The organism is Thalassolituus hydrocarboniclasticus (assembly GCF_025345565.1).
Taxonomy (GTDB): Bacteria; Pseudomonadota; Gammaproteobacteria; order Pseudomonadales; family Oceanobacteraceae; genus Venatoribacter; species Venatoribacter hydrocarboniclasticus.
In genome coordinates, this window is the sequence record NZ_CP054475.1 from 3743937 (window position 1) to 3765045 (window position 21109).

Annotated in this window: 25 protein-coding genes and 1 riboswitch; of the genes, 12 read left to right on the forward strand and 13 right to left on the reverse strand. The window is 52.1% G+C overall.

The window, feature by feature from the left end:
- The first annotated feature begins 60 nt into the window (after positions 1–60).
- The 3 genes from HUF19_RS16785 to HUF19_RS16795 all read left to right on the forward strand — a co-directional run bounded on the left by HUF19_RS16785 (position 61) and on the right by HUF19_RS16795 (position 2491).
- On the forward strand, positions 61–600 hold the full coding sequence (locus tag HUF19_RS16785) for a TRAP transporter small permease subunit (RefSeq protein WP_260997663.1): 540 nt from the start codon (positions 61–63) through the stop codon (positions 598–600).
- Positions 590–1978: a TRAP transporter large permease gene (locus HUF19_RS16790; protein ID WP_145467917.1), complete on the forward strand. Its 1389-nt coding sequence runs from the start codon at positions 590–592 to the stop codon at positions 1976–1978. The genes HUF19_RS16785 and HUF19_RS16790 overlap by 11 nt, the downstream gene beginning before the upstream one ends.
- A gap of 195 nt (positions 1979–2173) precedes the next feature.
- Positions 2174–2491: an antibiotic biosynthesis monooxygenase family protein gene (locus HUF19_RS16795; RefSeq protein ID WP_260997664.1), complete on the forward strand. Its 318-nt coding sequence runs from the start codon at positions 2174–2176 to the stop codon at positions 2489–2491.
- A 63-nt stretch (positions 2492–2554) separates the two neighbouring features.
- Here HUF19_RS16795 and HUF19_RS16800 read toward each other — a convergent pair whose 3' ends face one another.
- The 13 genes from HUF19_RS16800 to HUF19_RS16860 form a co-directional block, all read right to left on the reverse strand.
- A complete protein-coding gene (locus HUF19_RS16800; protein WP_260997665.1) occupies positions 2555–3550 on the reverse strand; it encodes an ABC transporter substrate-binding protein in 996 nt (331 codons plus the stop codon).
- Between the two features lie 251 nt (positions 3551–3801).
- Entirely contained in the window at positions 3802–4578 is a 777-nt protein-coding gene (locus HUF19_RS16805; RefSeq protein WP_260997666.1) for a class I SAM-dependent methyltransferase, read from the reverse strand.
- A 160-nt stretch (positions 4579–4738) separates the two neighbouring features.
- A complete protein-coding gene (locus HUF19_RS16810) occupies positions 4739–6259 on the reverse strand; it encodes a PhnE/PtxC family ABC transporter permease (RefSeq protein ID WP_260997667.1) in 1521 nt (506 codons plus the stop codon).
- Complete coding sequence (locus tag HUF19_RS16815) at positions 6249–6926, reverse strand: ATP-binding cassette domain-containing protein (RefSeq protein ID WP_260997668.1); 678 nt, start codon at positions 6924–6926, stop codon at positions 6249–6251. Before HUF19_RS16815 ends, HUF19_RS16810 begins: the two co-directional genes overlap by 11 nt.
- A 5-nt stretch (positions 6927–6931) precedes the next feature.
- Complete coding sequence (locus HUF19_RS16820) at positions 6932–7795, reverse strand: putative selenate ABC transporter substrate-binding protein (protein WP_260997669.1); 864 nt, start codon at positions 7793–7795, stop codon at positions 6932–6934.
- Positions 7796–7799: 4 nt separating this feature from the next.
- Complete coding sequence (gene mnmH, locus HUF19_RS16825) at positions 7800–8897, reverse strand: tRNA 2-selenouridine(34) synthase MnmH (protein ID WP_260997670.1); 1098 nt, start codon at positions 8895–8897, stop codon at positions 7800–7802.
- Positions 8894–9949, reverse strand: coding sequence for a selenide, water dikinase SelD (gene selD / locus HUF19_RS16830; protein ID WP_260997671.1), 1056 nt, complete (start codon positions 9947–9949; stop codon positions 8894–8896). Before selD ends, mnmH begins: the two co-directional genes overlap by 4 nt.
- A gap of 92 nt (positions 9950–10041) precedes the next feature.
- A complete protein-coding gene (locus HUF19_RS16835; protein WP_260997672.1) occupies positions 10042–10830 on the reverse strand; it encodes a substrate-binding periplasmic protein in 789 nt (262 codons plus the stop codon).
- Between the two features lie 154 nt (positions 10831–10984).
- On the reverse strand, positions 10985–11152 hold the full coding sequence (locus HUF19_RS16840; RefSeq protein WP_260997673.1) for a hypothetical protein: 168 nt from the start codon (positions 11150–11152) through the stop codon (positions 10985–10987).
- Positions 11149–11934: a hypothetical protein gene (locus HUF19_RS16845; protein ID WP_260997674.1), complete on the reverse strand. Its 786-nt coding sequence runs from the start codon at positions 11932–11934 to the stop codon at positions 11149–11151. Before HUF19_RS16845 ends, HUF19_RS16840 begins: the two co-directional genes overlap by 4 nt.
- Positions 11935–11942: 8 nt before the next feature.
- Complete coding sequence (locus HUF19_RS16850) at positions 11943–12803, reverse strand: hypothetical protein (RefSeq protein WP_260997675.1); 861 nt, start codon at positions 12801–12803, stop codon at positions 11943–11945.
- 197 nt (positions 12804–13000) lie between these two features.
- Positions 13001–13759 carry an endonuclease gene (locus tag HUF19_RS16855; protein WP_260997676.1) on the reverse strand — a complete coding sequence of 253 codons (759 nt, stop codon included), beginning with the start codon at positions 13757–13759 and terminating at the stop codon, positions 13001–13003.
- A gap of 106 nt (positions 13760–13865) precedes the next feature.
- Positions 13866–14699 carry a hypothetical protein gene (locus HUF19_RS16860; RefSeq protein ID WP_260997677.1) on the reverse strand — a complete coding sequence of 278 codons (834 nt, stop codon included), beginning with the start codon at positions 14697–14699 and terminating at the stop codon, positions 13866–13868.
- 404 nt (positions 14700–15103) lie between these two features.
- Positions 15104–15277: riboswitch (molybdenum cofactor riboswitch) on the forward strand.
- Here HUF19_RS16860 and moaA point away from each other — a divergent pair.
- From moaA to HUF19_RS16905, 9 genes are all read left to right on the forward strand, one after another.
- Positions 15266–16333, forward strand: a complete 1068-nt coding sequence (gene moaA, locus HUF19_RS16865) for a GTP 3',8-cyclase MoaA (protein WP_260997678.1) — start codon at positions 15266–15268, stop codon at positions 16331–16333. (Overlaps the previous riboswitch by 12 nt.)
- On the forward strand, positions 16334–16948 hold the full coding sequence (gene mobA / locus HUF19_RS16870) for a molybdenum cofactor guanylyltransferase (RefSeq protein ID WP_260997679.1): 615 nt from the start codon (positions 16334–16336) through the stop codon (positions 16946–16948).
- Between the two features lie 9 nt (positions 16949–16957).
- On the forward strand, positions 16958–17497 hold the full coding sequence (gene moaB / locus HUF19_RS16875) for a molybdenum cofactor biosynthesis protein B (protein ID WP_260997680.1): 540 nt from the start codon (positions 16958–16960) through the stop codon (positions 17495–17497).
- A 51-nt stretch (positions 17498–17548) separates the two neighbouring features.
- Positions 17549–18034: a cyclic pyranopterin monophosphate synthase MoaC gene (gene moaC / locus HUF19_RS16880; RefSeq protein WP_260997681.1), complete on the forward strand. Its 486-nt coding sequence runs from the start codon at positions 17549–17551 to the stop codon at positions 18032–18034.
- Between the two features lie 9 nt (positions 18035–18043).
- The gene (locus HUF19_RS16885) at positions 18044–18292 is read left to right on the forward strand and encodes a MoaD/ThiS family protein (protein WP_260997682.1); all 249 of its coding nucleotides are present in this window, start codon (positions 18044–18046) and stop codon (positions 18290–18292) included.
- Between the two features lie 2 nt (positions 18293–18294).
- On the forward strand, positions 18295–18774 hold the full coding sequence (gene moaE, locus HUF19_RS16890) for a molybdopterin synthase catalytic subunit MoaE (RefSeq protein WP_260997683.1): 480 nt from the start codon (positions 18295–18297) through the stop codon (positions 18772–18774).
- Positions 18775–19296: 522 nt separating this feature from the next.
- Entirely contained in the window at positions 19297–19851 is a 555-nt protein-coding gene (locus HUF19_RS16895; protein WP_260997684.1) for a GNAT family N-acetyltransferase, read from the forward strand.
- 9 nt (positions 19852–19860) lie between these two features.
- Entirely contained in the window at positions 19861–20451 is a 591-nt protein-coding gene (locus tag HUF19_RS16900) for a GNAT family N-acetyltransferase (protein WP_260997685.1), read from the forward strand.
- A gap of 143 nt (positions 20452–20594) precedes the next feature.
- Positions 20595–20942, forward strand: a complete 348-nt coding sequence (locus tag HUF19_RS16905) for a hypothetical protein (RefSeq protein ID WP_260997686.1) — start codon at positions 20595–20597, stop codon at positions 20940–20942.
- Positions 20943–21109 lie beyond the last annotated feature (167 nt).

The following is a 21109-nucleotide window of genomic DNA, read 5'->3' on the forward strand; positions in this document are numbered from 1 at the left end:
CCTGCCTTAAACCGGCACAGAACCCTGTGCCGGTATTTCTGTTTTTAAACGGGTAATGTTATGAATAATGATCTCCGGCCACCTTCGACCGTGCTGCTGGCAGATGCGGTCGATCGTGTATTACGTAAAAGCTGCGAATACCTGTCCTGGGTATACGCCATTCTTATTGCCGTTATTCTGTTGCAGATAACCCTGCGCCGTGGTTTCAGCGCCGGTCTGATTGCACTGGAAGAACTGCAATGGCACCTGTATGCCATTGGCGTACTCTTTGGTGTTATTTACGCTCAGGCGACCAACAGTCATGTACGGGTAGATGTTCTGCAGTCGCGTTTTTCTGCCAGAGCAAAAAGCATGACTGAAATCGCCGGAATTCTGTTACTGGCAATGCCTTTTCTGTTCGTCGTGTTTATTCACAGTCTGGATTTTGTTGCCGAATCCTGGCGCATCAATGAGCGCTCTCTCGCCCCTGCCGGTCTGCCCTGGCGCTGGCTGATCAAATCGATGATCCCTGTCTCAGTCGGCCTGATGATGCTTACCTTTATCAACCATCTGTATCGCGAGTCTGTATTACTGATACGGGGTAATAACTATGGAAATTAATGAAATTCTGATCGTGGCGATGTTCGCCAGCTTTATCCTTCTGCTTTTTTCCGGATTTCCTATTGCCTGGGTTCTGGGTGGTGTCGGCACATTGTTTGCCGCTCTGGCGTATATGAGCGACATGTATCTCGATACCATGATAGGTATCGACTTTAACTCCATTGGTCTGGTGGTCAGCCGTATTTACAAGATCATGGACAACTGGATTCTGGTTGCGCTACCCATGTTTATTTTTATGGGAAATATGCTGGATAAATCCGGCGCGGCAGAAAACCTGATGCAATCCTTTCAGGAATTATTTGGCCGGGTACGTGGCGGCCTGGCTATTACGGTTATTCTGATCGGGATTATTCTGGCCGCCTCTACCGGTATTGTCGGTGCTTCTGTTGTGCTGCTGGGGGTAATGTCTCTACCCGCCATGCTCAAACAGGGCTACTGTAAAACCGTTGCCGTTGGTACCGTTGCCAGCGCTGGTACACTGGGCATTCTGATTCCGCCCAGCATTATGCTGGTAATTATGGCGGATCAGCTGGCACTGTCTGTCGGTGATCTGTTTATGGGAGCCGTCGTCCCCGGTCTTCTGCTGGGCGTGCTGTATATCGTCTATGTGCTGGGCTGGGGCATCATCCGCCCGCATTCCATGCCACTGGCAGAAGATGTACAGCCGGTAACATGGAGAGTCTGGGTTAACGTTATGCGTTCCGTGCTCCCCACACTGCTGATGATTATTGCGGTTCTGGGCAGTATTTTTACCGGTATAGCAACGCCAACCGAAGCGTCTGCTGTTGGCGCCGCCGCCGCGATTCTTCTGGCCTGGCATAACGGCCGTCTGAGTATCAATGTGGTGCGTGAATGCCTGCACAATACTTTCAGCGTCAGTGGTTACATTTTTGCGATCTTTATTGGTGCAACCATGTTTGCACTGGTGCTGCGCGAGCTGGGTGGTGATGAGTATATTGAATCTTTCCTGACCTCTTTGCCCTTTGGCCCTTATGGCATCATTCTGTTTGTGCTGGGCATTGTTTTTCTTCTGGGTTTTGTACTCGACTGGATTGAAATTACACTGATCGTATTACCGCTGGTCGCTCCGGTAATTAATGCTCTGGAAATTTCTATTAATGGCTATGGTGTGATTGATCAGCCGATTATGGTGTGGTTTGTAATGCTGGTTGCCGTGACGTTGCAGACATCCTTCCTGACACCACCGGTTGGCTTTGCACTGTTTTATCTGAAGGGTGTATGCCCGCCAGAAATCAAACTCGGCACAATTTACCGTGGTGTTATTCCGTTTATCGTACTGCAGTTACTGGGCCTGACACTGCTGATTATGTTCCCGTCACTGGTGAACTGGTTCCCGGCCATGGTTTACGGTCAGTAAGCCGATGCTGCTATCCCCGGAAGCCTTTGGCTTCCGGGGATATACCAATCTTTTAAATCTTTTCTTCCAAAAAAATACAAGCAATCAGCAACAGACACTGCTGCCCATTCCATGATATTTACTTTCCTGCAGGCGCACATTACCGTCATGTATTTACTGTCCCAACAGTGAATATTACATACGCAGGAGTCTGTTATGCCGGAAATAGCTCAAACACCCGAGCCACCCTACTACGCTGTTATTTTCAGCAGTCACCGCACCGAAGGAGATAACGGTTACGCTGAAATGGCTGCACGCATGATTGAAACAGCAGCAAGACAGCCGGGGTTTCTTGGTATTGAATCCGCAAGGGAAGATCTGGGTATTACGGTATCGTACTGGGACAGTCTTGAGGCTATCCATCGCTGGAAGAACGACGCCGATCATAAAGAAGCACAACGCCTTGGCCGCAGGCAATGGTATTCCGGATTTCGGGTGCGGATAGCAAGAGTGGAACGGGAATACGGAATGTAATGCGGCATCAGGTAACAGTAAAAATGTTTACTCTGAGCCGCTCAGCAGGAATATGCCCCGGATTTATTCAATAAAGGTGGTCTGCGAAGCCGTCAGCGACGACAGGTGAATGTTCCAGTGCTGCATACCTTTACGGCTGTAAACATAATGACCACTGAGTGAATTCAGAGGCTTAATACTGGATATCGGAGTGCCGTTAAGAATCATCATTGCCAGACGTGAAGCAGTAACGCCTTCCTGATAAGCCGAGACGGTAAAGCCACCGGCGGCTTTATGCTCACCAACAAAAATATCCCACAGTGAAAAAATCGGCACTTCCGCTTTTCCCCAGGCTTCATTCATCAGCGTATCCGGGCTGACATGCTGGCCGTTATGATCGTGAATGGTGTGATGGGTGCCGACAATCACAGCATCAATACCGCGCTCAGAAGCAGAGCTTATTGCATGCAGCCATTGCTCGCGGTTATTGGTCATCAGCACATCGACCTGCGTACCATGAATAACCATCGTACGGGCATCACCAAAAAACTCACCGATGGCATTATTCATGGTCGGTGAGTCGTCGGTAAGAATCAGAAAATGTTTGTCGCGCTTCAGAACCTTACGCATATGGCGGATGTTCTGCACAAAGAATGGCCGCTCCAGTACACCGGTAATTAACGGGTTATCGATAAACGGATACTGGGCTCGGCCGCCATTAACACCAAGAAAGACCACTGGTATACCCATTCCGGCAATGCTTTCAGCCATCAGCGAGAATGCATTATCATCACCAATGATCACCAGTTCAGGAGCCAGGTGACGTATGCTTTGCTGTATTTCGGCAGCTTTTTCCGGCCAGTCACTTTTAGCCAGCTGCTTGGTATCCATTGAATATGCCGTCAGCTGACATTTCTCGCCCATATTATCCTGCAGTGCCTGCAGATACTGCGCATCCCAATTATATTGCGGATGATAACTCTGAATAACGGCCACCTGTTTCAGCGGCCCGGCATTGCTGGTTGCACAGCCAATACAGAGTGCCAGCAGCATATAACGGCTTACTGTTCTTATTGCCATAGTATTCTCTCCGGCAGAAATTAACTCCGGAGTTAACCATGTGGCTGCTGGCCTCAGTATCCTGATTTAGTAGGTGAAGAAGGGGTTAATTGAACCCTGTGAATGGCAACGCCCTATCCGGCTGAGCAACCTGCAGTTTATGGCAGGCAAGACAGGAAGAATGCGTAAGTGGTGAGATTACAGCGGTTTTATTTTATCAGGGGCCTGCGGTTGCGATGATCCCCAGAGAACATATTTAAATGCCGTAACCATCAACCTCCGGACTTGCAGGCAGTAATAAAGTGCAGCTGCCAACGCAGCCCGATCCGGCCGTCTGTCAGTCTGTCAAAACCCAGTTCACGGGCCAACACTTCACTGACATCTGACGCCTCAGCCCGGTCTATACCAAACATCAGGCGGCAATATTCTCCTGCCTGAAGGGCACTGTCGAAGTGCCAGTGGTAGTTACGGCAAGCGGCCTTAATGTCATCAAAACCGCTGTTGCGCAGCTGCTCTGTGGTCTGCTGATCAAAGTACCAGCCGTGGTGGCCCATACTGTTGTGTGTATTAACCCAACCATCGAGAAAGCGGGCCGTGGCCGAATCCGCATGCGCATCGGCCAGTACCAGGGTTCCTCCCGGACAAAGGCAGCGGTATAGCTCAGCAAACAACGGGCGCTTGTCCTGGGTGTGGTGTAAACCGGCCAGACTAAGTGCTATATCGATACTGTTATCAGGCAGAGGTAAATGATCCAGAGAACATAAGCTCAGCGGATGACGGCTGCCTGAGTGACAATGCTGATCAAACAAGCGGGCGAATAATTCGCTGGTTTCCAGATGATGCAGCCGTACGTTATCCGGCAGATAGCTCGCCAGATAGCCACCTCCCGCAGGGATATCAAGCATGCGTGTTCCGGCACGGATGTCCAGCCCCTGCAAAATCGCCCTGAACTCCTGCTCACGGGCATCAGGCCAGTTAAGCATAGCCTGGTGATAAGCATCGGCACGCTGGTTAAAAATGTTCTGATAACTGTCAGCTGAATCAAACATGCTCAGATCCTTGAGACCAACTATTCAAAGGCTCCTTCCTGCAAAGCAGCTTCACCTGTAATTTCTGCCGGAAAATTATCTCGGCTATAGCCCGGTTGCGATGACACGTTTCCGGGTTTTCTAATGATACGCACTTAAACCGAGATGAAAACAACCAATGTCATACAGATAAACCGGTATCAGTGCGACGACGAATACGGCGCGACAAGCTGTCGATCAGAATATTCAGTGCGGCGGCAACCACAATCAGGAAGAAGGCCTTATCGTAACGGATTTCTTCAAATGCAGAGTCGATATAAAAGCCCAGGGTGGCAATACCGAGAATTCCCATCATCGCGCTTTCGCGCAGGATGACTTCCCAGCGATAAAATAAAAAGGCAAGAAACCCCGGATACAAGCGTGGCGTATGCAGATAAAAATACCGGTTAATCCCTTTGGGGTCATCGGCACGCTGTGGCTGCTGTTCGCTGTGGTTGGCCAGCAGGAACGCAATTAAACCACCGTTATGTAATGCCAGCGCCAGCACCGCCGGTAAGCCGGAAGGCCCGAGCAGTAACAGCAGGATAAAGGCGATCATCATTTCCGGCGTCGAACGCATAATCAGCAGTAATAAACGCCCCGGCCAGCGCAGGGCTCTGCCGCTGATCGCCTGACTGGCCAGCGGGTAGCACAACAGCGCAATAACGCCGGTCAGCACCAGTGCAATCTGGGTAAGGTACAGCGTCTGCAATAATGCCGGCCAGGCCACCTGACTGAATTCGCGCCAGTACCAGCCGGCAGCCGCAATCAGATCCCCCTGCTGTAATGCCCGTGGCCAGATATCCTGACTGATAAACTGCCACGCATAGCTGCTGCCCAGTGGGGGCGACTGGGGTAACAACCAGAGCGCTAATGCCGCATAAACAGGTAATAACCAGCCACGTAACCAGAAGCGGATGCTGGCAATTAATATAAAAAACACCCAGAGCAAAGCCGCTGCTTCGCTGTACTGTCCCTGTTTAAAAGCGGTCTCCAGATGAAAGCCGAGTGTTGGCAAACCAATAAAACCAAGAATGGCGCTGGAGCGTAATGCACACTCAAAACGATAGCGGCAGTAGCTGCGCATCTCGCCCAGACTCTGTGGAATTAAGGTGTAGGCATAGCGGCTGATGCGGCTGCTGAAAGGTGAAACAGCCAGCGCAGGCTCTGGCGCCTGACGATCAAACATTTCGGCAAATACTTTGGCAAACACACCGGTGTAAGGAATTAAAATCGCCAGCAAGCCGGTGGTGGCACTGAGGCCATAGAGCTGCATAAATAACAGCCCCCAGAATATTTCGTGTACCGAACGTACCGCCGCCGCCAGCATACGCACCGGCCGCCAGTGATAAAACACCGCCAGAATTAAGCCCAGCGGTACTGAAATAATAAGCGCCAGCAAGGCAAAGGCAACGGTCTGGCCCAGCGCACTGAGCAGCGTGCTGCTGTCAGCCCAGTAGGGGGAAATAAAGCCCCAGCCAATACGTCCGAGTTCACGCCACGGGTCGGTCGGATAAAGCGCCAGATCGGCCAGAAATGTACAAGCCAGAGCAATCGCAATAAATAACAGGGAAATACGGCGCAAACGACGGCCACTGCTGTGCGCCGGGCGTACGCCGGGTAAACGGTTCAGCAGTATTAAGGCATCGTTATCAGGACGCATAAAAAGCGTCCAGATCGTTACTGCTTAACGCTGCGGCCGGACCATCGTAAACCAGTTCACCGGCGCGCAACGCCAGCACACGGTCAAAGTGAGCAAGTGCCAGACGGCGGTTATGCAGGCTGACCAGCAGGGTGTTATGCCGCTTGATTAATAACTGCAGAATATTCTCGGCCTGCAGCGGGTCGAGGGCAGAGACCGGTTCATCGCCAAGAAATACCGGCTGCTTACGATACAGCGCGCGGCCAACGGCCACCCGCTGACGTTGCCCACCGGATAACCGGTCTGGCGAATGCCAGAGTTTATCGTCAAGCCCAAGCTCGTTACACAGCTGCTGAATTTCGGCACGTGGGGTATTAAATGAGCGGATTAAATTCAGCAGGTTATAAACACTGCTGTGGCGCTCCAGCCCGCCCATAAAAATATTGTTATACACCGACAGCATATCCACCAGCCCGCCCTGCTGTGGACAGAGAGCAATCTGCTGTGGCTGCTGGCGGTACAGAACTTCCAGCAGGCTGGATTTACCGGCACCGGAGGGGCCGATAATGGCTATTTTTTCGCCCTGACGAACAGTCAGGTTAATGTTATGCAGAACGCGGTGCTTACCCAGCGTCAGATCAAACTGCTGTAACTGAAACAGGATAGCGGCATCCGCATTCACACTCATGGTTATCAGTCTTCCAGCAGGCCAATCGCACGGGCGGTATTTTCAATCGGCGCGTAATCGTCGTTACTGGCCGGTACAAAAGATTCACGCGGGAAGCTGGCGAGCAGGTCTTTATCTTTCATTTCCAGCAGGGCTTTACGCATTTTTTCTTTAAAGCCTTTACCGAAGCGGGCATCCACATCACCACGGATAGTCCATTGATAATCCGGATAGGTTGGCGTGGTCCAGATCACCTGAATTTTTTCCGGGTCGATATTACCGGCCGCCAGCTCGTTATCCCAGACGGTGTAATTAACCGCACCGACCTGATAAGCACCGGACTGCACCTGAGCAATGGTACGGCTGTGATCGCCGGAGAAACCAACGCGCGAGAAAATATCCTCTGGCGCCGCGTTAAATTGTTCGCGCAGATAAAACTCCGGCATTAAACGACCGGAAGTAGAACCTTTGGAACCAAAAGTAAAGGTTTTACCTTTCAGTGCTGCAGAAAGTGTTTCTTCTGCACTCAGGCCCGCGCTTTTATTGGCAATAAAATAGGTTTTAAAGAACTGATCTTCATAGCCCTGAGCAATGGCTTCAGAACCGGCCACCAGCTTGCGCGCCTGCACGCCGGATAAACCACCAAACCAGGCCAGCTGCACCTGATCGTTACGGAATGCGGTAATGGCGGCGGCGTAGGATTTTACCGGAATGTACTTCACCTCAGCGCCGGTCTGTGCCGAAAGATAATCGGCCACTTTATTAAAGCGTTGCTGTAAGCGCGATTCATCTTCATCCGGAATGGCGGTAAATACGAAGGTATCGGCGAATGCAGAAAAGGCACCGAGCAGCAGGCCTGCTGCCGCGGCAAACTTAAAGGTCTTTTTCATGGTTTTACTCATTATTTTTCAGGTAGTCGTTAATCTCAGCTGCTGAACCACGGAATTCGACCGGGCCTTTTTTCTGCGTCAGCTGGTATTCATACATCGGGTCGTAATAGTCGCTGAGCATAATGCGTATCCACTCGCGGTGCAGGCTGTTATCGCCTGTTTGCTCGTGTTCGTTCAGTGCCTGCTGCAATAAATCGTCAAGCTGCTGATAACGCACACCGCCGAGGCGACGCTGAATTTTCTGCAGTGATTTGGTCAGGTCATCGCGGAACGCCGCAAAGCCTGCCTCTTCGCCTTCAGCCTGCTGCCACTCCTGCAGTTTATGCAAAATATAATTTCGGAAGCTGTGTTCCACCCGCTGCTCCAGCGAGGCTTCGACAATAATCAGTGGTGCGGCCAGCATACGCAGACGCAGACATTCCGGAATCGCGCAGCGGCCAATCAGCAGGCTTTCGTCTTCGAGCAGAATACGCCGCCCCGGATGGGCATGATCCTGACGCAATAACGCCACCGCGAGTTTGTTTTCAAAATCAATCTGCGATGGTTGCCCGGCCGGACGCTTGCCAAAAGTGCTGCCGCGATGATGGGCAATACCTTCAAGGTCAATACTGTGCGGCAAAGCATTTAATAAATCGGTTTTGGCGCAGCCGGTATGACCCGCCAGTACGCGAAACTGGCCATCGGCCGCAATGCGCTCCAGCGTATCAATTAAAAAACGCCGCATGGCTTTGTAGCCACCGGTAATACGCGGGTAATCACAGCCGGCTTCTTTCAGCCACTGCTGTACGATCTGACTGCGCAGGCCGCCACGGAAACAATAGAGATAACCATCCGGATGCTGACGGGCAAATTCCAGCCATTGCTCCAGCCGCTGTTGTTTTACCTTGCCGCCCACCAGCTGATGGCCCAGCACAATGGCGGCGTCCTGGCCCTGCTGTTTATAACAGGTACCGACTTTCGCCCGTTCGGCGTCGGTCATCAGCGGCAGACTGACGGTATGCGGAAATGCACCCTTTTTAAATTCCAAAGGCGCGCGGGTATCCATCATCGGTGTGTCGGTTAAAAACAGGCGGGTAAAATCCTGTGTATCGGGACGGCTCATGCCTGAACCTCGACACGGTAATCGCTGCGGGCGGCGGTTAATTCACCAATGCACTGTGCGTATACCCCGGCGGCTGTTAATACCTGTTCCAGCGCTGCGGCTTGCTCTGGCTGTACGGCAATTAATAAACCGCCGCTGGTTTGCGGATCGCAGAACAGCGCTTTCTGCTCATCCGTTAACGGCGCCAGTTTATCGCCATAGGAATCAAAATTACGCGTGGTGCCGCCGGGCAGACAACCCTGGGCAATATAGTCACGTACCGGTGGCAACAGCGGAATATGCTGCTCGTACAACACCGCATTCACACCACTGCCTTCGCACACTTCCAGCAGGTGCCCCATTAAACCAAAGCCGGTCACGTCGGTAATGGCTTCCACACCGTCAAGCTGTGCGACTTCGGCGCCAACTTTATTCATCTGGCACATCACATCACGGGCAAGGAATTCATGCTCAGGGCGCAGTTTTTTCTGCTTCTGCGCGGTGGTCAGAATGCCTACACCCAGTGGCTTGCTCAGATAGAGTTTGCAGCCTGCGGTTGCGGTGTTGTTCTGCTTCAGTTTGTCTTTCTGTACCAGACCGGTCACTGCCAGACCAAAAATCGGTTCCGGCGAATCAATACTGTGACCACCGGCCAGCATAATGCCGGCATCGGCGCAGGCCTGACGGCCACCGTCGACCACGCGCTGCGCAACTTCAGGCGGCAGCACATTCACCGGCCAGCCAAGAATCGCAATCGCCATTAATGGTTTGCCCCCCATGGCGTAGATATCGCTGATGGCATTGGTCGCGGCGATACGGCCAAAATCGAAGGGATCATCGGCAATGGGCATAAAGAAATCGGTGGTGCTTAAAATCACCTGACCATTACCGATATCGTAAGCGGCAGCGTCGTCTTTGCTGCTGTTACCCACCAGCAGGTTGGCATCGGAGGGCAATGTCAGCTGCGAGGCCAGAATGCTGTCGAGCACTTTAGGTGATATTTTGCAGCCGCATCCGGCGCCATGGCTGTATTCGGTCAGACGGATATTGTCGGCAGAAACCTGTGAACTCATATTGCCCCCGGTAAAGAAAACTGGGGCCGAATGATACGTCAATGCGCCGTGCAGGCACAGGGAGCAACACCTCCCTGTATTACGCTATCTGACTATTGAGCACTGACAGTACCCAGAATAGCTTTTACCTGGGCCGGGATTTCACCTACCTGCCATTTATCGTACAACGCCTGCAGCTCACCACTGGCGACCAGCTCGGGGATACGGCGGTTATATTCGCTGATCAGATACTCCGACACCGGCCCTTCAGCAAAGGCGACATACACATCACGGCCGTTGGGCATATCCTGTACTTCAAAATAATCCATGCCCACACCGGCTTCCTCCAGTGCCAGCTGGATGGCATCCCATTCATCGATCAGCAGATCCAGCTTGCCCTGCTGTAACCATTGCACCCCTTCTGCCGTGGTGCGGAACTCACGCAGTTTGAAATTGCGCTGTGCTGCAGGAAGCACGTCATAGCCTTTCAGCCAGCCCACGGTTTTGCCTTTTAATGTATCAAGCCCTTTCCAGCTGAGACCGGCCCTGAGCGGATAAACCACCGACAGGTATTCCACATCAATAGCGTAGCGGGGATAGATCAGCGGCTGACCCGTATCACGGGTTTCGCCGACAATCGCGTTATAAACCCGGTACTCGGTGACCATTTTCAGCGCCCGGTTCCAGGGTGCCGTCGCCGGTTTAACGCGGATGCCGGCCGGCTCATACACCGCGCGCAGAATATCCCAGTACAGACCGGTGCCGTCTTTATTGGTGAACTCCGGCCATTCCGGTGCCACTACGTTCACCATTTTGATATGACTGGCGGTAAAACCGGCCACAGAATCAGCGCCGGCATTCAGCGCCAGCCCAAGCAAGACACAAAAACACCACGCACGCATAACCACCTCCTGTTACATACAGACCGACAGACCAATCCATCGGCCATGGCTTGTGTTCAGCGACTGCTCAGCCGCAAACAGCATTTAAAAAAACAATAGTTCAGCCATGAGAAACGGAAGGAAAAATACAGGAATGACCGCTGACAAATATCACTCAGGATGAGTGCTGCCATTCCACGGTCAGAGGAGGTAAGCCGGGAGTATGAACTTCGATACTGATGACTTTATCAGGCTGACGTCTGAGCCAGGCTTCAGCCACCGGACTCAGACGCGCCAGTTCCGCCAGCAGTAACTGCAATTGCTGCTGTTGTGCCGGCGTCATACGGTTTTAAAACGGATAGTGACCTGCGAATACACCGAACTGCTGGTGCTGCTGGGCAGGGGTTTGGCACTGATGCGTACCGGACTGTCGGCCGTGGCCGCGAGGGTTTTATCCAGCGTGGCGCCATCGAGAAACAGGGTTTTTTCCAGAGTTTCCGCATCCACCAGCTCTTTTACGCCGCTGCTCAGCGTGCTGTTGTCCAGCGTCGTGTTAAGCGCTGCAGCGGATGCTGCCAGACGCTTAACGCCGCTGACCGCTGTTTTACCATCATTACCCGCTGCTGTTTCGGTTGCATCGGTCGTGGTCTGATACAGACTGCTGAGCTCCAGCTTGGCATTAATTTCACCACTGTCGACCACCAGCCGCGCTTGCTCCATGCGATTAAGCAGCGCCTGCAGGCTGGCTTTTTGCTCAGCCACCAGCTGCTCATCAATCACTGCACGCAGCGCTTCAAAGCCATAGTTGGTCAGACGGTTTTTAAAGATAACCGATTCTTCTTCAAACTCTTCGGTCAGCTCCAGAATAAACGCCTGCCGCTCAGGCGGAACAATCATCTGCCGGGCAATCGGACTGCCGGCAATGAGTGTTTCGCGTGTGAGCACCAGCTGAGGATCGATGAACTGCAGCAGAAACTGCTCGTCGGGCAGATCGATTGCCGCCTGTAGTTCAGCATAACGGCGCAGCTGGTATTGCTGCGCGTTAATGGTGGCTTCAAAAGTTTCAGTCAGTAGCTGGCCGACAAACTCCGCAAAACCAAGACTGACATACTGAAAGTCAGACACAAATCACCTCACCCGTTCAGCGGAGCGTAATCGGTTTTAAAGCGGATCAGCACACGACCAAAAATATCGACCTTGGTGCCGCTGGTATCGCGCTGGTAACTCTTGGCGGTATTCACCGTCACCTGACGCTGACGCTCTTTGCGTCTGGCTTTTTTGAAAGCGCCCAGAGCCCCTTTGCGCAGTTTGGTTCTGCTCGCTTCACGGGCACGGGTTTTGTTTTTGGTTTCCAGAGTGCTTTCCCGTTCCTGCCAGGTGGAGAAGGTAATTTTGGTTTCAATTTCACCTTCGGTTACCACCAGACGCATCATGCCCTGCTGCGCCATATTCTGCAGTACGCTGTATTTATTCGAGGAAATCAGCGAGGCAATGGCATCGTGAATCTGCTGATAATTCGGCAGTGTACTGGTAACACCATTGTTATAGGCAGCCAGCGCCTGCAGGTCATCGTGCTGTGACGGGTCGGCAATTTTATCGACCAGCGAATCAACAGCCGGCGCCAGTGCGTTCATCAGGCCACCCCACCAGGTATCGGTGGTGGCTGGCTGAGCGCCGTTCACAGGCGATGATGTGGATGGTGCTTCCAGGTTGTTCAGTACGGTTTCCAGCTCGGCTTCGCTGAGTGTCGGCAATTCGTATTTGAGCACAAAATCGCTGATTTCATCGAAGCTGACACCGTCATTGGTGTTGTTGATATAACTGGATAAATCCTGCGTCAGGGTCTGAACAAATTCGGCATATTCTTCAACCTGCAGAATATGCGCTTCGACCAGCGAGTCGAACACGCCGGTAATCAGTTCCTGGGTAAATTCAACAAAAGGGATGTCGCCAAAACGGGCGGCAGTATCGATAGCGGAATTAAAGCGCGGCATAGTGTCTTCCTTGATAAATGGCAGTTGATTGGCCGGTGCGGAAAATATCCGGGCACTGCTGATGCTTTCCCTGCACCACAAGCGCAGCCAGATTACTGCGCACTTTCAGGAATGTCTACCATGCAAAAATGACAATACAGGCCGTATTAATTACATAAAAATCAGCAGCTGATCATCACTGCTCTGGCACCGGAAGATTATAATTTATCGGTATCACTATTCAGCGTTTTATCACAATTACGCACATAGCAATTACCACTACCCTGCAGCTCAGTAATACGGCGGTCACGTTCACGCTCGGCATCATCCACCGCATCCAGTTTATGCCAGGCATTAAACAGCTGGGTTTGCTGACGGCTGATTTTCAGGCCGTAGCGGTCACGCATATAAAAATAAATCCGTGCCACATCACCGCGGCGATCGTCTTTGGGTTCGGCACGGCGCAGTTTGAAATCCACTTCAAAATCACAGCGGCCATAAACACGCGGCTCACCTTCGAGCATACCGAAACGGAAGTTGGAACGGTCGCCGTTTAACTCGCCAACAGCAGGCACCAGATTGTGCAGGTCGGCTTCCATGCGGCGGAATTGTGCATCGTTTTTAGTGCAGTTCTTGCGACCACCGTTCTGCCAGCACTGTAACTGATGGCCAAACTCCCAGGCCGGAACCACATGCTCCCATTCCAGCCGTGCACCGCGTTTGGCGTTTTTACGCGCACGGTAACCACAGGCCGCAGCATCGATCTGTTTACCGGAAAAAGCACAGTCACAATAAAAGGTGCGCTGGCCACCGGGCAGAGTGGCATACAGCTTAGCGGCCATACGCTTGGCTTCACGGAAGGATTGCGGGCCGGACTGGTGCTCATCAACCTGATTGGCCTGCACCGCCTGCAGAGGTAAACAACAGAATAACAGCAGGGCAACCGCACACTGCCTGACAGAAAAACGCATGATCATTTTTGCCCTCCGGTTTCGCAGCGCGCAATGTATCACTGCCGCCCGGAGGGGTCACGGTTTGCTGTGTGAGCGTGCGTAAAGCGAGCCTGTTTAAGAAGCGTCAGCCTCAGAAGCGGTAACCGAATACGCCAATATATTCATCAAAGTAAAAACTCTGATCGGCCTTATCGCCTTTGTTACTGGTCAGCACATCGTCCATATCGGCATGGCCATACTTACCGAGGAAGCGGAAGAAGAAGCCTTTCCACAGAGTGGCCTCAACACCCACTTTAACCGTGGTGGCATAACCGGCCACATGCCACTCATCGTTACGTTCGCCACTAAGCAGTTTAACGTTGCTTTTCGGATACAGAATACCGGCCCCGACACCGGCAAACACCGCCAGATCCATTTTATTACCCCAGGACCACAGCGGCAGAAAACGCTCGGTTTCCAGCGAGATCATGTTAAAGCCGTCGGTATGCTCATAATCGAGAAAATCAGCAGTGAGCTTCTGCTGACCGCGGGCCGGGTCGGTGCGTTCAAACCCCGGACGATTAATTGTACCGCTGATATCGACGGTCTGATCCTGCACCATCACATACTTCATATGATCAAAGCCAAGCGATACCGACCAGTTGTCCGCAACAAAATAACCAACACGCCAGTTGTATTGTGGAATCGTCATCCGGCCGGGATTCAGATAGGAATGAAAAACCTCATCCCACGACACCTGATTCTGGCGGTCGCGGGCTTTAACGCCGTACAGCGTGAAATCGTGATCATCACCTTTAAAGTGAATATCACTGTTGGAATACGTGGCATTGTTCCAGCCCCAGTAGCCATACCACTGCCCCTGAGTACGCAGAGTGGTGACCGCCTGAACAGAAAACGAGAAAAAAGCCGACGCCAGCAGCGTCAACAGCAGGGCCATCCGCTGGCGCAGAGATTTTAACAACATAAGTAACTACCAGGAAAAAAGAAGGTATGAACAGCAGAGACCGGCGGTACCGGGGAGCCTTGCGGCCAATAACGGCAACACCAGAGTGAAGCCAAAAGCCACAAAGAGATACCGGCCAGTCTCATTCGCGCGCACCTTAACAGCGGCTACAGGGAGGCGTAACAACGCCTGTAAGAACAGCCTGATCCACTGGCCGGAACAATGAAAAATATCAGCAATAACGGGAGACGCAGCGCTGTCAGGCCTTGCATCGGGGATTGATGCAAATACGCAACAAAGTGTTGAGGTGGGCCTGGCAGGCATCAGCTCTACAACACACAATCAGAAACGCACTCCTGCCAATCCTGAAATGGCCGGTAAAAATGGCATATTTCGCCTTCTGCTTTGCGTACAAAGGTCATACACTGAAGTTAAACCACCGAGCTGCCGTGCCTACGTTGTCAGACTGTTTTACAGCTGCAATAGGGTGCGCCAGCCGTGACCGCCACGCCGTGCACCCGCGCTGCGTCCGGCCACCAGGGTCCGCAAAGAAATGCCCGGGCCTCCCACTCTTGGAAAGGTGAACAATGAAACCGCAACAACCGCTGATTCCCCTGCGGCCTGTTGCCGACATCCCGCCAGCCCCGGCGTCTGCCAGCGGCATTGTGCCGCAATCATCAGACACCACGCTGCAGGATACCCATGGCCGGCGCTTCAGCTATCTGCGTCTGTCGGTAACCGATGTCTGCAACTTCCGCTGCAATTACTGCCTGCCCGATGGCTACCAGTGCAGTGACACGCCCGCGCCCCTCAGTCTGGATGAAATTGCCACGCTGGCGCAGACCTTTGCCGCTCTGGGCACACGTAAAATCCGCATTACCGGCGGTGAGCCCAGCCTGCGCAAAGATCTGCCGCAGATTATCCGCATCCTGAAAAACACTGCCGGCATTGAACAGGTGGCGCTCACCACCAATGGTTACCGTTTAAGCAAACAGATTGATGACTGGATAGCCGCCGGACTCGACCAGCTGAATGTCAGCATCGACAGCCTCGACCCGCAGCAGTTTCAGGCCATTACCGGCCACGACAAACTGCAGGAAATTCTTAACGGTATTGAACGTGCGCGTGCCCTTGGCTTAACCCGCATTAAAGTGAATGCGGTGCTGCTGAAAACCTTTAATGAAAACGGCCTTGGCCAGTTTTTAAACTGGTTAAAAACCACACCGGTGACCCTGCGCTTTATCGAACTGATGCAAACCGGCGACAACGCCGGATTTTTTGCCGCTCAGCATGTGCGTGGTGAAGATATTAAACAGCAGTTACTGCAGGATGGCTGGCAGCCAAAATTACGCGGCAGCCACGACGGGCCGGCACAGGAATTTTATCACCCGCATTTCAGCGGACAGATTGGTCTGATCATGCCTTACAGTCAGGATTTCTGTAAAAGCTGCAATCGTCTGCGTATTTCTGCCCAAGGCAAATTACACCTGTGTTTATTCGGTGAAGAAGGCCATGAATTACGGCCACTGCTTCATCATGCCAGTGCTGACATACAGCAACATATCCGTGCCCTGCTCGGCCAGAAAAAAGAAAGTCATTATCTGCAGGACGGACGCACCGGCGCAATATCTCACTTTGCGATGATTGGTGGCTGAATGAACGCGCCACAACTTGCTGCCGTATTACTGGCCGGTGGTTCGTCACTGCGTATGGGGCAGGATAAAGCCCTGTTGCCGGTGAATGGTTTCCGTCATCTTGGCGAGCGTAACTGGCAACAACTAATCGCCCTTAAGCCGGCTGCGCTCTGGCTCAGCCGTCAGCCTCATCAGGCGGAGCTGGGTTTATCGGCACCTGACGATTGTCACTATAAAATACTGGCCGATGATGTTGCCGGTGCCGGGCCACTGGCGGGTATTCAGGCTGCAGTTAAAGCAGCACTGAACGATCAGATCGACGAATTAATATTGCTGCCGGTCGATATGCCGCATATCCGCAGTCAGGATTTACAGCAACTGATCAGCAGCGGACGTGCAGCCAATAAAGCCGCCTGTTACCAGCAGGATTCTTTACCGATCTGCCTGCCACTTTATTTACCAGTCAGTCAGGAACTGCTGCACTGGCTGAACGAACAACTGCAGAATCCGGCGGCACGGCGTTCCGTCGGCTCATTAATTCATACCTTTGACAGCGTGCAGCTGCCCTCTCCCGGCACGCATGCACTGACCAATACCAACACACCGGACGAATGGGCGGAACACGCCCGTCACTGAGGACATATCATGGCCAAAACCTTTACCGAAAATTTTATTCCGCTGAATATCGCGGTATTAACCGTGTCCGATTCACGCACCGAAGACACCGACACCTCCGGCCAGCTGCTGGTCGAAAAGCTGACCGATGCTGGGCACTTTTTAAGCGATAAAAAAATCGTGGTGGATAACGTCTATAAGATCCGTGCCGCCGTATCCCAGTGGATTGCCGACGACAAAACCCAGGCCGTGCTGATCACCGGCGGCACCGGTTTTACCAGCTGCGACTCCACCCCCGAAGCGGTAATGCCACTGCTGGATAAAACCGTTGATGGTTTTGGCGAACTGTTCCGCCAGATTTCTTACAACCAGATCGGCACCTCCACCATTCAGAGCCGCGCCATTGCCGGACTGGCCAACCAGACCATCGTCTTCTGCATGCCCGGCTCCACCAATGCCTGCCGCACCGCCTGGGACGATATTATTCAGACCCAGCTCGACAGCCGCCACCGCCCGTGTAACTTTGTGCCGCAGTTAAAAAATACCGCCCACTGTGGCAGCCGCGGTTAAAGCACATTAATACCGCCAATATTGTGAGTGATTATTTAAGACTGAAAGCTTATGACTGAATTTTCCCATATTAATCAGCGCGGCGAAGCCAGCATGGTGGATGTCAGCAATAAAGCCGCCACGGTGCGTGAGGCCCGGGCCGAAGGGTATGTGCGCATGAGCGCCGACACCCTGCAGAAAATTCTTGCCGGCGAACATCATAAAGGCGATGTGTTTTCCGTTGCCCGTATTGCCGGCATTCAGGCAGCCAAACAGACCAGTCAGCTGATTCCGCTCTGCCATCCGCTGATGCTGAGTAAAGTAGCCGTCGATTTTGAAGCACAACCGGAGCACAACCGGGTACGTATCACCAGTCTGGCCAAACTCACCGGTCAGACCGGCGTGGAAATGGAAGCGCTTACCGCCGTATCCGTCGCCGCGCTCACCCTGTTTGATATGTGTAAAGCCGTTGACCCGGCTATGGTACTCGAAGGCATTCGCGTGCTGGAAAAACAGGGCGGAAAAACCGGTCACTGGCAGGCCGACAGCACAGGATAAAATCGGTTTATGAATATTCTTTTTTTTGCCGCCCTGCGCGAGCAACTCGGTTGTACCCACTGTGATATCGACCTGCCGTTACCAGCCAGTCTGGCAACCGTGCGCGCTGCGTTAATACAGTATTTTCCACAGCAGGCAGAACAGCTGGCACAGGGGCGGGCACTGGCCGCCATCAATCAGACACTGATCAACGACGAAGACACCCTGATTAACAGCAATGATGAAGTGGCATTTTTCCCGCCGGTGACCGGAGGCTGACGATGAGTGCAGAAAACGCCAGCAACAGCCAACACTCTATTGCAGTGCAACAGGCGGATTTCGACGTTGCCCATGAATACGCCGAGCTGCGCAACGATAACCGCAGCGACGGCGCCGTGGTGTTCTTTACCGGACTGGTACGTGAAATGAATCAGGGCTCACAAGTGAGCGGCCTGACGCTGGAGCATTATCCGGGTATGACCGAAAAAGCGCTGCAGCAGATCGTCGCAGATGCCTGTAGCCGCTGGCCCGTTAACCGCGTGCGCCTGATACACCGCGTTGGCACCCTGGCGATTTCCGATCAGATTGTATTTGTTGGCGTCAGCAGCTCACACCGTGAAGCCGCCTTCGATGCCTGCTATTACATAATGGATTACCTGAAAAACCGTGCGCCCTTCTGGAAAAAAGAAGTCACCAGCGATGGTGAGCGCTGGGTAGAAGCGCTGGATAAAGACAAACAGGCGCTGGATAAGTGGCAGTAGGGTTTCCGACAACGTCACGCCAGCTTCTCCTGCTCTTCCCGCCAGCCCGGCACGGGTGTTCAGCTAGGGCCTGTCGACACTAAGTAAATCCGGCCTGCTGAAAGCCAGTTTTTCTCAGAACAAGGAGAGAGGAGTGATATTAGCGGGCTAAATGAATGACGAGCGACGACGTTTATGTGGAAAACTGGCCTCAGCCCGAAGGGTTATGGCTAAAAATACCTCATTCTGCGTTGCTGCTCGCTCGCTTAACCCGTTAGGCCACACTCTCAGCGCCTTGCCTGAGATATTTTTAGCCGATAACAGGCCTGTTTAATTAGTGTCGACAGGCCCTAACATAAACTATTGATAACTAAGTCATCTTAAGTGTACCCTCGTTATCCAGCTTAAATCTTTCTCTCATAGCTAGCTGCTCTGATGCAAGCTACTGCTGCTCACACCGTATTTAAAAAGCACGGCCTTCGCTGGCCGCTTGATTTTTAACAGGTGCGATATTTCAGGGTTACCTACGAAATGGAGGTGTTCATGCCCGAAGGATTATTTTTTCCGGTTATTGAAACCGAACGCTTAACACTGAAACCTTTAGCGATTAATGATGCAGAAAGCCTGCTGAAAATTTTCTCCGATCCTGAAGTTATGCGCTATTGGAATACGCCCCCCTGGAAAACCCTTCAGGATTCTCTGGACTTTATAAATGCGAGCAATGATTCGATGCAATGCCAGGAGTCGCTTGTTCTCGGGGTGTATCTTCAGTCCACTGGTGAGCTGATCGGCAAGTGCATGCTATTCAGCTATGACGCAGAATCCAAACGTGCCGAAATCGGTTTTGGTTTGGGCCGTGCAGCCTGGGGAAAGGGTTACATTAATGAGGCAGGCGAGGCTCTGATACAGTACGGTTTCAGTGTATTGGGGCTGCGCCGGGTTGAAGCAGAGATAGACCCGGACAATCAATCATCTGCGAAGACGCTGGAGAAGCTCGGGTTTTCCCGGGAAGGTTTGTTAAGGCAGCGCTGGGAAGTCAACGGTATTATCTCTGACTCAGCCATGTATGGACGGCTGAAAAGTGATCATATGAACTAAGGACTATCCATGAAATTCGACAAAGTAACACTTGAAGGCAATCATGTTTTACTTGAGCCTCTGTTACCATCTCATCGTGATGAATTGATTGAGGCTATTTCTGACGGTGAACTTTGGAAGCTTTTTGTCACACGAATACCCAATATCGAAGGCATTGACGAATTCATTGAGAACTCCATATTGGAATATGCCAATGGTGAGGGAATGGCATTCGCAACCATTGATAAGGCTTCCGGGCGGGTTGTAGGTTCAACCCGCTTTATGAGAGCGAATCTTGCCCATCAACGGGTTGAGATCGGATTTACATTTATAGCCAAGTCGTATCAGAAGACAAGCATTAACACCGAAGCAAAACGACTGATGCTAAACCATGCATTCGAGACTATGCATTTGCATCGGGTAGAGTTTATAACAGACTATCTTAACCACGCATCGCGCAATGCCATTCTTCGCTTGGGAGCAAAGCAGGAAGGCATTCTCCGCAGCCATATGGTCATGCCTGACGGCCGGATCAGAGATTCCGTTATCTTCAGTATTACCAGGCATGAATGGCCGGGGGTGAAACAAAATCTGGATTTTAAACTGGGAAATGCCAGCTAATCATTGAAATAATGCAGATATAGCAGATGTCATCCTCTTCCATTTCTATCTTAGGCGGTTATACAGCCATTCAAAATATTCCCGATCTTTCAGTGGTCATTTAAATAAGACTGGGAAATCATTATCAGCAGGTACTTTTATTTATGTCAGAAGGTCTTACTTTTTTCACCAGCACAACCAATACCATCGCTACACTGATAGCTCTGTTTATCCTGTTTGCACCGCTGGCCCTTGCTGTAGCGGCGACGATACAAATTCATAAACAGTTGGGCGGGGGCGCGGCTTACCTTCTTAGCTTCGGCGTCATTATATTTGCTTTCTTACCGCTGGATCTTATGATTTCTCTGGCCGGAGCTTTTATGGAGGCCGAAGCTCTGGCCGAATTTATGCTGATCAAAAGTTATATATCCATGACTCTGACTTATCTGGGCGCAATATCCACCGCAGTGGGGATACTTATCCTCTGTCAGCGGCAGAAGAATACAGCCTGAAGTAAGGACCTGAGCAGAGCGCTGCTCAGGCCTCTAGCTAAAGACAGAGATAATCTTTTACGGCAGCACGACGACTGCCGTCACGACGGCGTTCATTCCCCAGCTATCCGCCCCCTTACCTGCCGTTACTTTTTTTATCATCTTCACACGCCCTGGGTGTGCCATCC

Coding starts and splice junctions, on each gene's coding strand:
- moaA (WP_260997678.1), top strand. CDS start 15,266: ATGAAACCGCAACAACCGCTGATTCCCCTGCGGCCTGTTGCCGACATC.
- HUF19_RS16835 (WP_260997672.1), bottom strand. CDS start 10,830: ATGCGTGCGTGGTGTTTTTGTGTCTTGCTTGGGCTGGCGCTGAATGCC.
- HUF19_RS16860 (WP_260997677.1), bottom strand. CDS start 14,699: ATGTTGTTAAAATCTCTGCGCCAGCGGATGGCCCTGCTGTTGACGCTG.
- mnmH (WP_260997670.1), bottom strand. CDS start 8,897: ATGAGCCGTCCCGATACACAGGATTTTACCCGCCTGTTTTTAACCGAC.
- HUF19_RS16900 (WP_260997685.1), top strand. CDS start 19,861: ATGAAATTCGACAAAGTAACACTTGAAGGCAATCATGTTTTACTTGAG.
- HUF19_RS16850 (WP_260997675.1), bottom strand. CDS start 12,803: ATGCCGCGCTTTAATTCCGCTATCGATACTGCCGCCCGTTTTGGCGAC.
- mobA (WP_260997679.1), top strand. CDS start 16,334: ATGAACGCGCCACAACTTGCTGCCGTATTACTGGCCGGTGGTTCGTCA.
- moaB (WP_260997680.1), top strand. CDS start 16,958: ATGGCCAAAACCTTTACCGAAAATTTTATTCCGCTGAATATCGCGGTA.
- HUF19_RS16805 (WP_260997666.1), bottom strand. CDS start 4,578: ATGTTTGATTCAGCTGACAGTTATCAGAACATTTTTAACCAGCGTGCC.
- HUF19_RS16785 (WP_260997663.1), top strand. CDS start 61: ATGAATAATGATCTCCGGCCACCTTCGACCGTGCTGCTGGCAGATGCG.
- moaC (WP_260997681.1), top strand. CDS start 17,549: ATGACTGAATTTTCCCATATTAATCAGCGCGGCGAAGCCAGCATGGTG.
- HUF19_RS16840 (WP_260997673.1), bottom strand. CDS start 11,152: ATGACGCCGGCACAACAGCAGCAATTGCAGTTACTGCTGGCGGAACTG.
- HUF19_RS16815 (WP_260997668.1), bottom strand. CDS start 6,926: ATGAGTGTGAATGCGGATGCCGCTATCCTGTTTCAGTTACAGCAGTTT.
- HUF19_RS16800 (WP_260997665.1), bottom strand. CDS start 3,550: ATGGCAATAAGAACAGTAAGCCGTTATATGCTGCTGGCACTCTGTATT.
- selD (WP_260997671.1), bottom strand. CDS start 9,949: ATGAGTTCACAGGTTTCTGCCGACAATATCCGTCTGACCGAATACAGC.
- HUF19_RS16905 (WP_260997686.1), top strand. CDS start 20,595: ATGTCAGAAGGTCTTACTTTTTTCACCAGCACAACCAATACCATCGCT.
- moaE (WP_260997683.1), top strand. CDS start 18,295: ATGAGTGCAGAAAACGCCAGCAACAGCCAACACTCTATTGCAGTGCAA.
- HUF19_RS16795 (WP_260997664.1), top strand. CDS start 2,174: ATGCCGGAAATAGCTCAAACACCCGAGCCACCCTACTACGCTGTTATT.
- HUF19_RS16810 (WP_260997667.1), bottom strand. CDS start 6,259: ATGCGTCCTGATAACGATGCCTTAATACTGCTGAACCGTTTACCCGGC.
- HUF19_RS16855 (WP_260997676.1), bottom strand. CDS start 13,759: ATGATCATGCGTTTTTCTGTCAGGCAGTGTGCGGTTGCCCTGCTGTTA.
- HUF19_RS16820 (WP_260997669.1), bottom strand. CDS start 7,795: ATGAAAAAGACCTTTAAGTTTGCCGCGGCAGCAGGCCTGCTGCTCGGT.
- HUF19_RS16895 (WP_260997684.1), top strand. CDS start 19,297: ATGCCCGAAGGATTATTTTTTCCGGTTATTGAAACCGAACGCTTAACA.
- HUF19_RS16885 (WP_260997682.1), top strand. CDS start 18,044: ATGAATATTCTTTTTTTTGCCGCCCTGCGCGAGCAACTCGGTTGTACC.
- HUF19_RS16790 (WP_145467917.1), top strand. CDS start 590: ATGGAAATTAATGAAATTCTGATCGTGGCGATGTTCGCCAGCTTTATC.